Raw genomic sequence first — 12,816 nt, 5'->3', positions numbered from 1 at the left:
TGGTAGGGATCGCAGACGAATCAGCGCTGACTGAAGCCCTGTCAGCGCGATTTACTGAGCCTCAGCGACATGTCCGGTACAGATAACGTACAGCGACATTTCAGTTTCGCGATGGCTTTGTATACGAACGGGCACGTCCGCTTTTGCGCCACCCTAAAGTTTCGCCGTCCGCTGCCGATCTTCCTGCTGAGAGGTAGGGATGCCCTGCGCAGTTCTACGCAGGCGTCACAACACTCAGTTGTGCGAGGCGGCAAACGACCGCCACCAAAGATCATGCTGGCGGGAGGGGCTGGCATCCATGCGACCGATTCAGTCGGGCGAGTTGCAAGTGGGCCAGGCTCTGCCTTTTGACGCTTATGACGAGCGTGGCAAACTGCTGCTCCGTGCCGGCCATGTGCTGACCAGCGAGGCATCGGTGGAACGCCTGGTGCGCGTCGCCTATTTCGATGACACGACCTCTTCGGCAAAACGGTCGGGCATGTTTGACGACAGCGCGTTGGCCAATCGCCCGCTGAACCAGATTCTTTCGGCGCGAAGCCGATTGCATATTCTGCTTACAGATGCCGAATCCACGGACTTTCCCAGCGAAATAAAGCGCATAACGGAGCTGCTTCGCCGCGCGTGCCAGACCAATGCCGATCTCTCGCTCGCCTCCATCCTCCTGAATCGGGAAGGGCATTACGCCACGCGGCATATGGTGAACGTGGCAATCACTTGCGAGCTGGTCGGCGCTGCGCTGGAACTGCCGCTTAAGGAACACATGTCGATCATGGCTGCAGCCTTGACCATGAACGTAGGAATGCTGGATTTGCAGCAGTCATTGCTGACCGTGGATGGCCCGCTAAACGACGATCAACATCATGAAGTGCGCCAACATTGCGCGCACAGCGTAGCCTTGCTGCGTGAGTATGGCGTTACCGATGAACTATGGTTGCAGGTGGTGCTGGATCACCATGAACGCTCGGACGGCAGCGGTTACCCTGAAGGCAAGCGCGGCGACGCCATCGGCCTGCCCGCACGCCTGCTCGCCTCGGCAGATGTGTATTGCGCTCGCGTCACGGGTCGCAACTACCGGCCACCGCTCCAGGCTCACATCGCCCTACGCCGGCTTTATCTGAACGAAGGCGCGCGGCTCGACGACAAAGTTGCCACCAGCTTTATCAAGACGCTGGGTATTTATCCGCCTGGCACCGGCGTACGGCTGCGCAATGGCAGCATCGCCGTCGTGACGCACCGTGGTAACGACAGCCTGACGCCGCAAGTGTCTTCCATCACCACCCATGACGGCCTGCGTGTCACCACACCCATACGCCGGCGCGGCGATGTGGGTGCGCACGCCATCAGCGAGGCGGTCAATCTGGACGAGCTGGATCTGAGCGTCAGCATGGAAGCCCTATGGGGCGCCGATGCGGTGACTTGATACTCAAGTCATGCGCCAGCCGGCCGATACAACCAAGGCAAGCCATCAACCGGCGCGGCCATTCATGCCGAGCCGTCCATGGGGAATCCAGCCATGACCGAATCCGTCATCGAAGAACTGATGTTGCATAACCGCACCTGCCCTCAGTGCAGCGTGGGCGAACCATGCTTGGTCGCCGAACACATTCATGACTGCTGGCCGCAGCGACTGGCTTCGGTTGCCGCAGCCAGCCTGGTCGAGATAACCACCGATCTGATTGACCACAAAGCCGCTGCAGCCTAGTGAAGCTCCCCAAATAAGGGCTGACTGCAAAAGCTTTGACGTCTCAAACCGTCATGTTGGCGGCGCAGATGTCTATTGCGCGGAAGCCCAACCGAGTCCAAAACTCTTTTGCAGCGATACAAAATCATTGAGCAGCTCCGCCCTGCCCTGGACCAGATTCTGCTGGGCGCTGAATTGCACCCGTTGCGTATCCAGCAGATCGATCAACGATGAGGCACCCGCCTCGTAGCGCTGGCGCATCAAGGTAGCGGAACGGTCCGCCGATGCTTCAATCAGCTGCAGACGCGCCACGCTCTCACGCTGATGGCCATAACGCGAGAGCGCGTTATTGGCGTCCTGCAAGGCGGCAAGCACGGTTTGCGTGTAATGGGCGGCCGCTTCATCACGGCTCGCCTCTGCCTGGCGAATGCTGCCGCGCGTACGGCCGAAGTCCATCAAATCCCACTGCAAATAAGGCACACCCAGCCAGGTAAGCGCGCTCTTGCGCGTCAAATGTCCCGGATCGGAGGCATTGGAACCGATAAAGCCAAGCATCGTCACCTTGGGAAACAGATCCGCCTCGTGTTGACCGATTTGCGCATTGCTTGCAGCAAGGCGGCGCTCGGCGGCACGGATATCCGGACGACGCTTCAACACCGTCGCCGGATCATCAACCGGCACCGATGCCGGCAGCAAAGGCAGTGAAGCCTGTGAGGAAAGTTCGCTATCCAATGCGCCGGGCGCCTGACCGGTCAGCACGGCAAGCTGGTCGAGTGATTCGGTGATCTGCTCGTCCAACGGGATCAGGGTGGCCTTGGTGTTTTCCACTTGCGTGGTCTGCCGTTCGACATCTGAGTCGGTGACCACACCACGCTCACGCTGCTGCCGGATCAGATCCAGCGTTTTCTGCTCGAGCTGCGCGGACTGATTGGCCAGTACGAGGCGCTGCTGCTGGCTGCGCAAATCGATATAGGCCTGGGCCACTTCCGCGGCCAGCGACACCTGCGTGTCAGCCAGATCGGCGTTGACCGCCTCGGCTTGTGCCGAAGCGGCTTCGATGGCGCGGCGCGTTCCGCCGAACAGATCGATTTCCCAGGACGCGTCGAATCCAGCGCTATACAGCTGCAGCGGTCCCTGTCCGTGCGAGGTGCTGGCAGTCTGTCCACTGTTCTGCGTATTGCCGGAATTTTGCTCCAGTGATTGCAAACCGGAGAGATCCGGCTCGCGCATACGCATCGCTGCAGCGTCCGCCGATACCTTCGGCATATCCGCCGCGCGTTGCTGCTGCAACTGGGCGCGTGATTCGCGCAGGCGTGCCTGAGCCGCGTGCAGATCCGAATTGTTCTGCAACGCCGCGTCGATCAATGCGTTCAATTGCGGATCACCCAGCGATTCCCACCAGCGACTTGGCGCATGCCCGGCCGAGGTCACACCAGCGGACGGCGCGCGCACGAACGCTCCCGCCTGCGCCGCGCCGTGGGCGACATCCGGGGCACCACGATAATCAGGCCCCACCGTGCATCCGGAAAGCCCCGCCACTGCGGTCAGCAGCGCTGCACAAGAGATGCGTGCGTAGCGCAAGGAAGAAATGGACATAACAAACACCTTTAATGGCCTTCGCTAACCGGCGCGTGATAGCGCGGCGTCTTGAGCAACAACGCAAGCGGAATGCAGCACAGCAAAGCGATTCCCAGCAGATAAAAGACTTCCGAAAAGGTCATCACCATGGCCTGCTGCTCGATCTGGCCGGCAAGCTGACCCAGCGCACGCATCTGTGAATACGCCATGTCGCCGGTGCGCGCGAACCAGCTCCCCGCATTGGCGGCAATACGTTCCTGCCCCAGCACCGAATTGGCGGTCAGCGATTCGCGTATGGCTGCGACATGGAATGTATTGCGCCGATCGATGACCGTGCCGATGATCGCCAGACCAATCGAACCACCAAGATTGCGCGCCATGTTGTAGATACCGGCTGCATCACCCGACTCTTCGCGTGAAACGGCCGCCATCGACGCCTGGTTCAGCGGCATCATCGCCAACATCTGCCCGGCACCGCGAACCAGCTGCGACCAGAAGAAATCGTGGCCCACGCTTTGCGCCGTCAGATGAATGTCCAGCATGCAGCTGAACACGAAACACAGCAGACCGGTGATGACCAGAATGCGGAAATCCACCCGGCCGAGCAGGCGCGGCAGGATCGGCATCATCATGAAGGCAGGCACACCCGATACCAGCATCACCCAGCCGGATTGCTCCGCGTTGTAACCCGCGATCAAGCCGAGAAACTGCGGAATCAGATAGATCACGCCATACAGCGCCGCGCCGACCACCAATACGATGAAAATGACGCTCGCATAGCGCGGGTTGCTGAGCAGACTCAGTCGCATCACCGGCCGCTTGGCGGTGAACTGCGAGATCGCGATCAACACCATGCCGATCGCTGACAACACGCTGAGCCAGACAATCATGTCCGATTCGAACCAGCGCTCGCGCTGACCGTTTTCCAGTACAACCGTCAACGAACTCAGTCCCGCCGACAGCCCGATGATGCCCAGCCAGTCGGCTTGTCTGAGCGCCTCCAGATGCAGCGGCGCCGATGGCAAACCGGCCAGCAGCAACGTGATCAAGCCAATGCAAACCGGAAGATTGATAAAGAAGCACCAGCTCCAGCTGATGTTTTCCGTCAACCAGCCGCCGAGCACCGGACCGAGCAACGGGCCAAGCAACACAATCAGTCCGAACGCCGTCATGCCGATGGGCAACTGCGACATCGGCAAGCGCGTACGGATGATGGTCTGCGCGGTCGGAATCATTGCGCCGCCGGTAAGACCCTGTCCGATGCGCCCGATGATCATCATCGTCAGCGTGTGCGACATGCCGCACATCATCGAAAACAGGATGAACAGCACCGCGCAGCCGAGCAGGAAGTTGCGCAGCCCGAAGACGCGCGACAGCCAGGCCGCAAGCGGGATGATCACGATTTCCGACATCAGGTAGCCGGTCGAGATCCACGTACCCTCGGTGCCAGTGGCACCGATTTCGCCCTGGATTTGCGGCAAGGCCGAATTGGTGATCGAGATATCCAGCGTCGCCATCAGCGCGCCGAGCGAACCTGCCGCCACGGCAATCCAGTCACCGACACTGGCGCGCTCCGGATGTTGGGCCGGATTGGCGACGGTCTCAGCCATGCTGGCCTACCACCGAAGCCTGTTGTTGCACACTGCTGCCTTCCGAACGGGTATCCACGTCCACCGTGACCGACAGGCCCGGCACCAGCCGCTTGCGCGTCTGCTCATCGGTGTCGATCCGAATGCGCACCGGCACGCGCTGCACAATCTTGGTGAAGTTGCCGGTCGCGTTTTCCGGCGGCAACAGCGCGAACTCCGAACCGGTACCCGGTGCAAAGCTGTCGACCACCCCATGCAGATCCGCACCGGGCAGAGCATCCACATGCACCTTGGCCGACTGGCCCGCGCGCATGCGGCCGATCTGGGTTTCCTTGAAGTTGGCGGTGAGATAAATGCTCTGCACCGGCACCACCGTCATCAGGCGTGTACCCGGCTGGGCATATTGCCCCACGCGAACCGTACGATCGCCGACGCGGCCATCCAGTGAGCTGCGTACCAAGGTGTCTTGCAGATCCAGCTGTGATTGCTTGGCAGAAGCCTGCGCAGCTTCCAGCTGTGCTTGCGCCTGCGCGATCTGCGCATTGAGATCGGCAATGCGGGCTTCTGCCTGATCCAGCGCAGCCTTGTCGGCGGTCAGCGTGGCCTGCGCCTGATCCCGGTTGCTGATCAACACCGACAATTGATCGCCGCTCTCCGCGCCGGTTTTCGCCAGCGGGCTATAGCGGCGTACTTCGTCTTCCGCGTGCTTTGCACTGACTTGCGCGACCTGCAGCTGCGCCCTGGCCTGCTCGATGGCCGCCTGCTGTTGCTGGATGCCCGCCTGGGCACGCTCGATGTCCGCCCTGCGCGCATCGACCGTCGCCTTGGACTGATCCAGCGCCGCCTGATACTGGCGGCTGTCCAGCCGTACCAACGGGTCACCCGCCTTCACCGGCACGTTATCGCCCACGTAAACATCCGTGACATAGCCGCTGACCTTGGGCGCCACGGTGACGCTGTCGGCTTGCAGGTACGCATCGTCGGTGCTCTGAATGAAGCGGCCGACGATCCACCAATAGGCCAGTGCGACCACGGCCACTACCGCCAGCGCAAGGCCGACCGGCAACAGAAAACGCGGCACATTACGCCGCGCCGGTGCGGCGGCAGAAGTATTCGGCGCATCACCCGATGCGCTTGTATTGGAAGCAGGCATGCCCATCGACCCCGAAATTATTCCATCTGGTAAATTTATTCCGATCGGTATATTTTTGTCAAATGCTATCTTGGTGGCAGAGATGGAGAACCCTATGACTCAAGCCAAGCGCCTTCGCCGCCCATCCGCCGGCGGATATGCCCGGGGCGACGAAACCCGCCAGCGCATCATCGATGCGGCCATTCAGCTGTTTGGGGAACACGGCTTCGAACGCGCTTCGACGCGCGATATCGCCTCTGCCGCCGGCGTGAATGCGCCAGCGCTGCAGTACTACTTCGAAAGCAAGGAAGGCCTGTACAAAGCCTGCGCCGAGTACATCACCGATGACCTGAAGGCTCGCTACGCACCGGTCATGAAGCAAATCCGCGACGCGCTGAAGAACAACGCTGACGTCAACATACTGATCGATGCCTACTTGCGTATCCAGGCCTTGACCCTCGATAGCGTGCTGGTACAACCGCATCTTTCCAAAGGGCGCCTGGTCGGGCGGGAACTGGCGGGCGAATCCCCCAACGTTGCCTCGGAAATGCTGCAGAAGAAAATGAAGCGGCCGATCAACAAGCTGATGCTTTCGCTGCTCGCAAACATCATGCACACCCGTCCCGGTGACACCATCACTCGCATCCGACTGCTTACCCTGAAGGGTCTGGTGCTGGCTTTCTACTATCCACCCGGCGCCTGCCTGGATCTGCTTGAATGGAAGGAAATCGACGCCGCCAAGGCCGTCATGATCAAAGCTGCCGTGCATGAGCAGACGCGCACGCTGCTGATGAGCTGGCACGATGCAGGGAAGCACAAAGCATCGTAGGGATGCCATCAGTCATACCAACAAGCGGCTTGCAACGTGATTATCATCCTCTCACCCCAGCACAGCGTTGAGAGGATCTATGTTCCTATCGAAGAACGTCGCAGCCCTGTGCCTGGCATGCATGCCAGCAGCGCTACTGGCACAAACCTGCGGCCACTCCAGCGACCCCGTCCAGGTCGTGCAGGCTCAGGTGGATGCCTACAATGCCCATGACATTGCAGCCTTTGCAGCCTGTTATGCCGACGATGTCACCATCACCGATCTGAGCGGCAAAGATTCGCCTGTCCACGGCATCGCCGCCCTGAAAACCACTTTTGCGTTTCTAGCCAAGGTGCCCAAAGATTTTCATGTCGAGATTGTGCAGCGCTCGGCCAGCGGCCCGATTGTGGTCGATCACGAGCGCGTCATCGGACTGCCCGCCAGCAAAGGACAACCGGAAGCCTTTGCGGTGTACGAAGTGCGCCAAGGGAAAATTCAGCACTTGTGGTTTCCACCGGCGAAGTAATTACTCGTGCTGCTTATGCATGACCATCGTTGTCATGCATAAGCGTAAAGTCATTGTGGTTCATTCGTGACTTTCAGTGCTTGATTGCATTTTCTCCACGCGTTAGACAGGCCATATATCGATGGCTGGTTGGAGAAAACGATGGACAAGCGGTTCGTGCCCTGCATGCTGGCACTGGCAACATTGAGCTTTACGGCAAGCCTCAGGGCAGAAACCCAACCCGTACCACTACGTTGGAATGCGGATCGCTTCGGCAATCATCGCTACACCGTGCAGGTGGACAAACCCGCAGCAGCGGTACGCGCCACCCTACCCTGGCGCAGGCGCGACGCGCACCCGGACCAGGTCGCCATCATCGTCGTCGGTCCGGATGGACAGATCGTCAGCAACATGGCGCGCGTGCATATCGATCAGGCAACGGGCGAACTGGTCTTCGAGGCAAAGCAGGCAGGCGTTTACGCCATCTATTATCAGCCCTACGTAACAAGCGGCCGCGCCAATTACCCAATGGTGACTTATCTGGCGCCGCGCGATACCGCTGACGCCGCATGGCTGCGATCCAGTGGCGCAAACGATCCTGCGCACGAAGCAAAACTGCCTCAAGCCAAGTTACTGGGTTATCAGGCGGTGGATGATTTTGATGCCTACACCGATATGGAACGCACCGCTACGCCGCAGGAAATCAAGGCCGTGCTTGCAGTGCATCCTGACGCGCCCTGGCTGCTGTTTCCGGAAACGCGCGAGCATCCGGTTCGGATGTTCGACCAGATCCCCGAACGCTGGGCACAACGCGGTGCAGGCGGCACGTTCGCCGATAACGCGCTGCGTGACGAATACCTAAGCTTCCAGGTTGGCGCCTGGGCAGTTCGTCAAGCCGTGCACAACGTGCAAGTGAGCTTTACCGATCTGCAAGGTCCGGATGGCTCAGTGATCGCCGCTTCGGCACTTACCTGCTTCAACCTCGGCGGCACCGACTACACCGGCCAGCCCTTCGTCACGCATTTGGACATTCCACAGGGCCGCGTTCAACCGCTATGGATGGGATTGGACATCCCTGCCACGGCCAAACCCGGCATGTATCGCGGCAACGTGACACTCCGCGCAGATGGGGTGCCCGCACAAACGATACCGCTGGCCATTACCGTGGGCAGCGCAGAAGCCGTGGCGCATGGTGACGATGATCCCTTCAAACTCACCCGCCTGCGCTGGCTCAACTCCACGCTCGCGCAGGACAACAACCTCGTCAAGCCCTTCACGGCAGTGACGGTGCAGGGTGAAAAGCTGGGCATTCTCGGGCGCGATATCACGCTTTCGCATGGCGGCTTGCCAGCGCAAATCGACAGCCATTTCGACGAACGCATGACGGGTTTTGCGAAGACGCCGCTATCGCTGCTTGCCGCTCCCATGCAGTTGCTGGTGGAGGATGCTGGCGGCGCGCATGCACTGACCTCATCCACTGAACCAAACGTGCAGATCGACGGACCGGCCAAAGTCCATTGGCAAACCGCCGGCACAGCGGGCCCGTTGCAGAGCACTGTCGAAGCCAGCCTGGAAGCGGACGGTACGCTGACCTACTCCATCGCACTGACCGCCACCCAACCGGTTTCGCTGAGTGACATCCGGCTGCAGATTCCGTTGCGGGATAACGCCGCGCAGTATGAGCTTGGCCTTGGCCGGACCGGCGATCACGCTCCGGCCGATTTCAGCTGGCGCTGGAACGTGCAGAACAATCAGGACGGCGCATGGATCGGCGCCGTGAACGGCGGCCTGGAATTTCATCTTCGCGATGAACACTACCGCCGTCCACTCAATACCAACTTCTATCACGACCAGCCTCTGGTCATGCCCACCTCGTGGGACAACGACGGGCACGGCGGCGTGACGTTCAAGCACGATGGCACGCGTTATCTGGTCACGGCGTTCAGTGGTCCACGCACCATGACGACGGGGCAAACGCTGCATTACGACATCGTCATGCGCGTCACGCCGTTCAAGACGATCCATCCGGCGGAGCATTTCGCCGAACGCTATTTCCACGCCTACGGCGATCTGGACACGATCAAGGCACAAGGCGCCAACGTAGTGAACATCCATCACGCCACGCCGATCAATCCGTGGATCAATTACCCGTTCCTGGAACCGGCGAAGATGCGCGCCTATGTGGATGCTGCGCATCAGCGTGGCATGGAGGTCAAGATCTACGACACGATTCGCGAGCTGTCCGATCGCGCGCCGGAACTGCCGGCACTGGAAAGCCTGGGGCATGAAATCATTAGCGCTGGTCCGGGTGGCGGTTTTTCATGGCTGCAGGAACACTTGGATGGCGACTATATCGCTGCCTGGCACGTACCCGAGAATCGCGATGCGGCAGTGATCGACGCCGGCCAAAGCCGCTGGCACAACTATTACATCGAAGGGTTGGACTGGCTCGCGCGCAACATCGGCATCGATGGCCTCTATCTCGACGATGTGGCTTATGACCGCACCACGATGAAACGCGTGCGCAAGGTGCTTGATGCGCACCGCCCACATCCCTTGATCGATCTGCATTCGGCCAATCAGTACAACCCGCGCGATGGCTATATCAACAGCACGCTGTTGTACATGGAACTGTTTCCGTATATCGATCGCCTGTGGTTCGGTGAAGAGTTTGATTACCAGCACACCTCTCCCGCTTACTGGCTCACCGAGATCTCTGGCATTCCCTATGGCTTGATGGGCGAGATGCTGCAAGACGGCGGCAATCCGTGGCGCGGCATGCTGTTTGGCATGACGAACCGCTTGCCGTGGACGGGTGGCGATCCACGCGAACTGTGGAAGTTGTGGGACAGCTTCGGCATCGAGCAAGCCGACATGATCGGCTGGTGGGTGCACGACACGCCCGTACAAACCCATCGTGATGATGTGCTCGCCACCAGCTATGTGCGCCAAGGCAAGACCATGATCGCTCTCGCTTCGTGGGCGCCAGGCAATACCAGCGTGACGTTGCATATCGACTGGAAAGCGCTCGGCATCAAGCGCGATTCAGCCACGCTCGTGGCACCAGCCATCCCGGGCTTTCAGCCTGCGGCAACCTTCAAGCCCGGCGACGCCATTCCTGTCGAGCCAGGTAAAGGTTGGTTGATGATCCTGCAGTAACGCAAACGCAGATCGAAGTGGCTTCGCGCCGTCAAGACAGGACAGCGCAACACAAGCCATCTAGAATCGCCAGCTCCTCACTTCCCCATCAAGGAACCACCATGCAGCGTCATCACGAGATCGAATTTACGCAATTCATGGAATCCCTTTTCCTGAACGGCTCCGCCACGATTCGCTGGGACCGCGCATGCATGTGGCTCGGCGCGGACGAGATCGGCAACACGGAATGGCAGCAGATCCACGCCAAATGGCTGGAGGTGTGCAAAACCTATGGCTACGCGGACGATATCGCGCCGATCTTCTGCTACACCAATCCCAATGCACTGGTGATCGTGCGCGAAGGCTTTGCCGATGAAGACGTGATCGAGATTACGGCCGAAGGTGCCGAGGAAACGGAAGAAGAAGCGTAATCCCGCTTTCCAGCCAGGTTGCCTGCTACCGCACCTCAGCGGTGGCAGGCATAGGTCGCGGTGTATTGATATAAGGGCGCGCTATATTGCGGCGCGCCCTCTGTGACCGGAATCTCGTTGCGCGAGCGAATCGTCTGCAAGCGGACATCGCTGCTGCAAGCCTGCCTCGCCTGATCGGCGCATGGCATCGCGCTAGGCGCATTGATCGTGCACGTAACCGTCGTCGATGAAGCGGCGGGATCCGTTGAGCTAGCAGGCACACCCTTGGTGGCACAGCCTGTCACCAGGCCGATCATGCATCCGAGTATCGCCAACTGTTGAATACGATGAAGCACCATGGTGCACCCTCTTCCGTGAGCGAGGTCGGTGAACCTGACCGGCGGCATCGAGTAGAACGTGTTGAGGTGACCCGCTCGTGACACGCCGCCAACAGCTTTCGTGACGCCAGCGTTTCAGCATTCAGCCTGGCCCAGCTCCAACGCCAGGAACTTCGTGCCGGGAAGCGGGTTGTAAACGTACGGGTCGATCGGCATGAAACCCAGGGACTCGTAGAGTTTTTGCGCCGATGCCATCGAGGCCAGCGTATCCAGATAGATGCGCGAGTAACCGACCAGCCGCGCCTCGTCGCAAAGACGCAACACTAGCCGGCGCCCCAGCGACTCGCCGCGCGCCTGGGGCCGCACGTACAGACGCTTCATCTCGCAAACGCTTTGATCAATTCGGCGCAAGGCGATGCAACCGACTGCCTGCTCGCCGTGCCAGGCAAGCAACAGACGCCCCTCCGGCACCGCGTACTTACCCGGCAAGGCAACCACCTCGTCATCGAAGCGCTGGAATGACAGGTCGACTCCCAGACCTTCAGCGTATTCCTGGAAAAGTGTGCGAACCACGTCGGCGTCACGTGGAAATTCCGCATGACGGATATCTGCGATAGCCATAAGAACCGTACCGTGCCGGATCGCCCGTTGATGGGCATGGCTTTTTATCACGCCGGATCTCACCGCCTCTCCTGTCAAAAGCCACGGCAAATTAGAAAGTTTAACTTGCAAGTTGAACTTCTAAAATGTAAGGTGCGCCCCATGACACAACCCGTCCGCCCCCAGGCCGAGCTCGAAACCGCTATCAGCGAACTCACGGCAAGCATTGGCCAATTGCTGCGCCGCCTGCGCTCGGAAGCCAACTCGGAAGAACTCAATCTTTCGCAACTCAGCGTGCTATCGCGGCTGGATCAGCACGGCAGCATGACCACAGCGGATCTGGCGCGTGCCGAGACGATGAAACCGCAGTCGATGGGCACCATTCTGGCGGGCCTCGAACAAGAAGGTTTGGTTGAGCGACACCCGCACCCCACCGACGGACGACAGATTCTGTTTGCACTCACACCTGTGGGCGCGACATTGCGCCGTAAACGCAGCATCGCCAAACGCGAATGGTTGCTCGCGGCCATCAACAAGCTGGAACCCGCGGAAGTGCAGACACTCATCGCCGCCATTCCCCTGATCAAACGCCTGAGCGAGCCCTAACCGCAGATTTCATGGCATCGACCTGTCATCGCATCACACACTGGCCACGCACAGCCGCGTGATGTCACCACTGGCACGACAACGCATCCCAAGAAGGACTCATCATGGTGAACTGGCTGCACGATCTCTCCTATTTCTTCGGCGGCGCGTTCCTGGCCAACGCGATCCCTCACTTCGTCAGCGGCAGCATGGGGCGTCCTTTCCAGACACCCTTTGCGAAGCCGCCCGGGGAAGGACTGTCGTCGTCGACGCTCAATGTGATCTGGGGCTTCATCAACTTTATCGGCGCCTACCTGTTGCTCGTGTGCGTAGGTGATTTCAATATCCACGCCGCCGAACCGATGATCGCACTGGGACTTGGCGCACTGCTGCTCAGCCTGTTTGCGGCGACGCACTTCGGACGCTTCCACGGCGGCAACCTGCAGCAGTGA

General features: G+C 60.0%; 13 protein-coding genes. 8 read left to right on the top strand and 5 right to left on the bottom strand.

Features of this window, described 5'->3' with window-relative positions; translation table 11 throughout:
• The first annotated feature begins 298 nt into the window (after positions 1-298).
• Together ISN74_RS08515 and ISN74_RS08510 are read left to right on the top strand one after the other, a co-directional pair.
• Entirely contained in the window at positions 299-1,420 is a 1,122-nt protein-coding gene (locus ISN74_RS08515; protein ID WP_188798916.1) for an HD-GYP domain-containing protein, read from the top strand.
• A gap of 93 nt (positions 1,421-1,513) precedes the next feature.
• Positions 1,514-1,702, top strand: coding sequence for a hypothetical protein (locus ISN74_RS08510; RefSeq protein WP_188798915.1), 189 nt, complete (start codon positions 1,514-1,516; stop codon positions 1,700-1,702).
• Between the two features lie 72 nt (positions 1,703-1,774).
• Here ISN74_RS08510 and ISN74_RS08505 read toward each other — a convergent pair whose 3' ends face one another.
• Genes ISN74_RS08505 through ISN74_RS08495 form a run of 3 tightly spaced genes read right to left on the bottom strand, consistent with a single transcriptional unit; the run spans position 1,775 to position 6,001 of the window.
• The gene (locus ISN74_RS08505) at positions 1,775-3,277 is read right to left on the bottom strand and encodes an efflux transporter outer membrane subunit (protein ID WP_188798914.1); all 1,503 of its coding nucleotides are present in this window, start codon (positions 3,275-3,277) and stop codon (positions 1,775-1,777) included.
• 11 nt (positions 3,278-3,288) lie between these two features.
• Complete coding sequence (locus ISN74_RS08500) at positions 3,289-4,869, bottom strand: MDR family MFS transporter (RefSeq protein ID WP_188798913.1); 1,581 nt, start codon at positions 4,867-4,869, stop codon at positions 3,289-3,291.
• Positions 4,862-6,001: an HlyD family secretion protein gene (locus tag ISN74_RS08495; RefSeq protein ID WP_188798912.1), complete on the bottom strand. Its 1,140-nt coding sequence runs from the start codon at positions 5,999-6,001 to the stop codon at positions 4,862-4,864. The genes ISN74_RS08500 and ISN74_RS08495 overlap by 8 nt, the downstream gene beginning before the upstream one ends.
• Before the next feature lie 94 nt (positions 6,002-6,095).
• On the opposite strand from ISN74_RS08495, the gene ISN74_RS08490 reads away from it, so the two are divergent.
• The 4 genes from ISN74_RS08490 to ISN74_RS08475 all read left to right on the top strand — a co-directional run bounded on the left by ISN74_RS08490 (position 6,096) and on the right by ISN74_RS08475 (position 10,862).
• Positions 6,096-6,809 carry a CerR family C-terminal domain-containing protein gene (locus ISN74_RS08490; RefSeq protein ID WP_188798911.1) on the top strand — a complete coding sequence of 238 codons (714 nt, stop codon included), beginning with the start codon at positions 6,096-6,098 and terminating at the stop codon, positions 6,807-6,809.
• 79 nt (positions 6,810-6,888) lie between these two features.
• Positions 6,889-7,314, top strand: a complete 426-nt coding sequence (locus tag ISN74_RS08485) for a nuclear transport factor 2 family protein (RefSeq protein WP_188798910.1) — start codon at positions 6,889-6,891, stop codon at positions 7,312-7,314.
• 141 nt (positions 7,315-7,455) lie between these two features.
• A complete protein-coding gene (locus ISN74_RS08480) occupies positions 7,456-10,452 on the top strand; it encodes a glycoside hydrolase domain-containing protein (RefSeq protein ID WP_188798909.1) in 2,997 nt (998 codons plus the stop codon).
• Between the two features lie 101 nt (positions 10,453-10,553).
• A complete protein-coding gene (locus tag ISN74_RS08475; RefSeq protein ID WP_188798908.1) occupies positions 10,554-10,862 on the top strand; it encodes a hypothetical protein in 309 nt (102 codons plus the stop codon).
• A 35-nt stretch (positions 10,863-10,897) separates the two neighbouring features.
• Here the strand turns inward: ISN74_RS08475 and ISN74_RS08470 are convergent, their stop codons facing one another.
• Complete coding sequence (locus ISN74_RS08470; protein WP_188798907.1) at positions 10,898-11,200, bottom strand: hypothetical protein; 303 nt, start codon at positions 11,198-11,200, stop codon at positions 10,898-10,900.
• Positions 11,201-11,314: 114 nt separating this feature from the next.
• Positions 11,315-11,800, bottom strand: a complete 486-nt coding sequence (locus ISN74_RS08465) for a GNAT family N-acetyltransferase (protein ID WP_203546726.1) — start codon at positions 11,798-11,800, stop codon at positions 11,315-11,317.
• A 141-nt stretch (positions 11,801-11,941) separates the two neighbouring features.
• On the opposite strand from ISN74_RS08465, the gene ISN74_RS08460 reads away from it, so the two are divergent.
• Both ISN74_RS08460 and ISN74_RS08455 read left to right on the top strand, forming a co-directional pair.
• The gene (locus tag ISN74_RS08460; RefSeq protein WP_188798906.1) at positions 11,942-12,385 is read left to right on the top strand and encodes a MarR family winged helix-turn-helix transcriptional regulator; all 444 of its coding nucleotides are present in this window, start codon (positions 11,942-11,944) and stop codon (positions 12,383-12,385) included.
• A 104-nt stretch (positions 12,386-12,489) separates the two neighbouring features.
• Positions 12,490-12,816, top strand: a complete 327-nt coding sequence (locus ISN74_RS08455) for a hypothetical protein (RefSeq protein WP_203546725.1) — start codon at positions 12,490-12,492, stop codon at positions 12,814-12,816.

The sequence above is a fragment of the Dyella caseinilytica genome (assembly GCF_016865235.1).
Taxonomy (GTDB): domain Bacteria; phylum Pseudomonadota; class Gammaproteobacteria; order Xanthomonadales; family Rhodanobacteraceae; genus Dyella_B; species Dyella_B caseinilytica.
This window is presented reverse-complemented; position numbering and strand designations above follow the sequence as displayed.

Bases quoted from the DNA above. Each gene is read 5' to 3' on its own strand.
- ISN74_RS08515 (WP_188798916.1), top strand. From the start codon at position 299: ATGCGACCGATTCAGTCGGGCGAGTTGCAAGTGGGCCAGGCTCTGCCT.
- ISN74_RS08510 (WP_188798915.1), top strand. From the start codon at position 1,514: ATGACCGAATCCGTCATCGAAGAACTGATGTTGCATAACCGCACCTGC.
- ISN74_RS08505 (WP_188798914.1), bottom strand. From the start codon at position 3,277: ATGTCCATTTCTTCCTTGCGCTACGCACGCATCTCTTGTGCAGCGCTG.
- ISN74_RS08500 (WP_188798913.1), bottom strand. From the start codon at position 4,869: ATGGCTGAGACCGTCGCCAATCCGGCCCAACATCCGGAGCGCGCCAGT.
- ISN74_RS08495 (WP_188798912.1), bottom strand. From the start codon at position 6,001: ATGCCTGCTTCCAATACAAGCGCATCGGGTGATGCGCCGAATACTTCT.
- ISN74_RS08490 (WP_188798911.1), top strand. From the start codon at position 6,096: ATGACTCAAGCCAAGCGCCTTCGCCGCCCATCCGCCGGCGGATATGCC.
- ISN74_RS08485 (WP_188798910.1), top strand. From the start codon at position 6,889: ATGTTCCTATCGAAGAACGTCGCAGCCCTGTGCCTGGCATGCATGCCA.
- ISN74_RS08480 (WP_188798909.1), top strand. From the start codon at position 7,456: ATGGACAAGCGGTTCGTGCCCTGCATGCTGGCACTGGCAACATTGAGC.
- ISN74_RS08475 (WP_188798908.1), top strand. From the start codon at position 10,554: ATGCAGCGTCATCACGAGATCGAATTTACGCAATTCATGGAATCCCTT.
- ISN74_RS08470 (WP_188798907.1), bottom strand. From the start codon at position 11,200: ATGGTGCTTCATCGTATTCAACAGTTGGCGATACTCGGATGCATGATC.
- ISN74_RS08465 (WP_203546726.1), bottom strand. From the start codon at position 11,800: ATGGCTATCGCAGATATCCGTCATGCGGAATTTCCACGTGACGCCGAC.
- ISN74_RS08460 (WP_188798906.1), top strand. From the start codon at position 11,942: ATGACACAACCCGTCCGCCCCCAGGCCGAGCTCGAAACCGCTATCAGC.
- ISN74_RS08455 (WP_203546725.1), top strand. From the start codon at position 12,490: ATGGTGAACTGGCTGCACGATCTCTCCTATTTCTTCGGCGGCGCGTTC.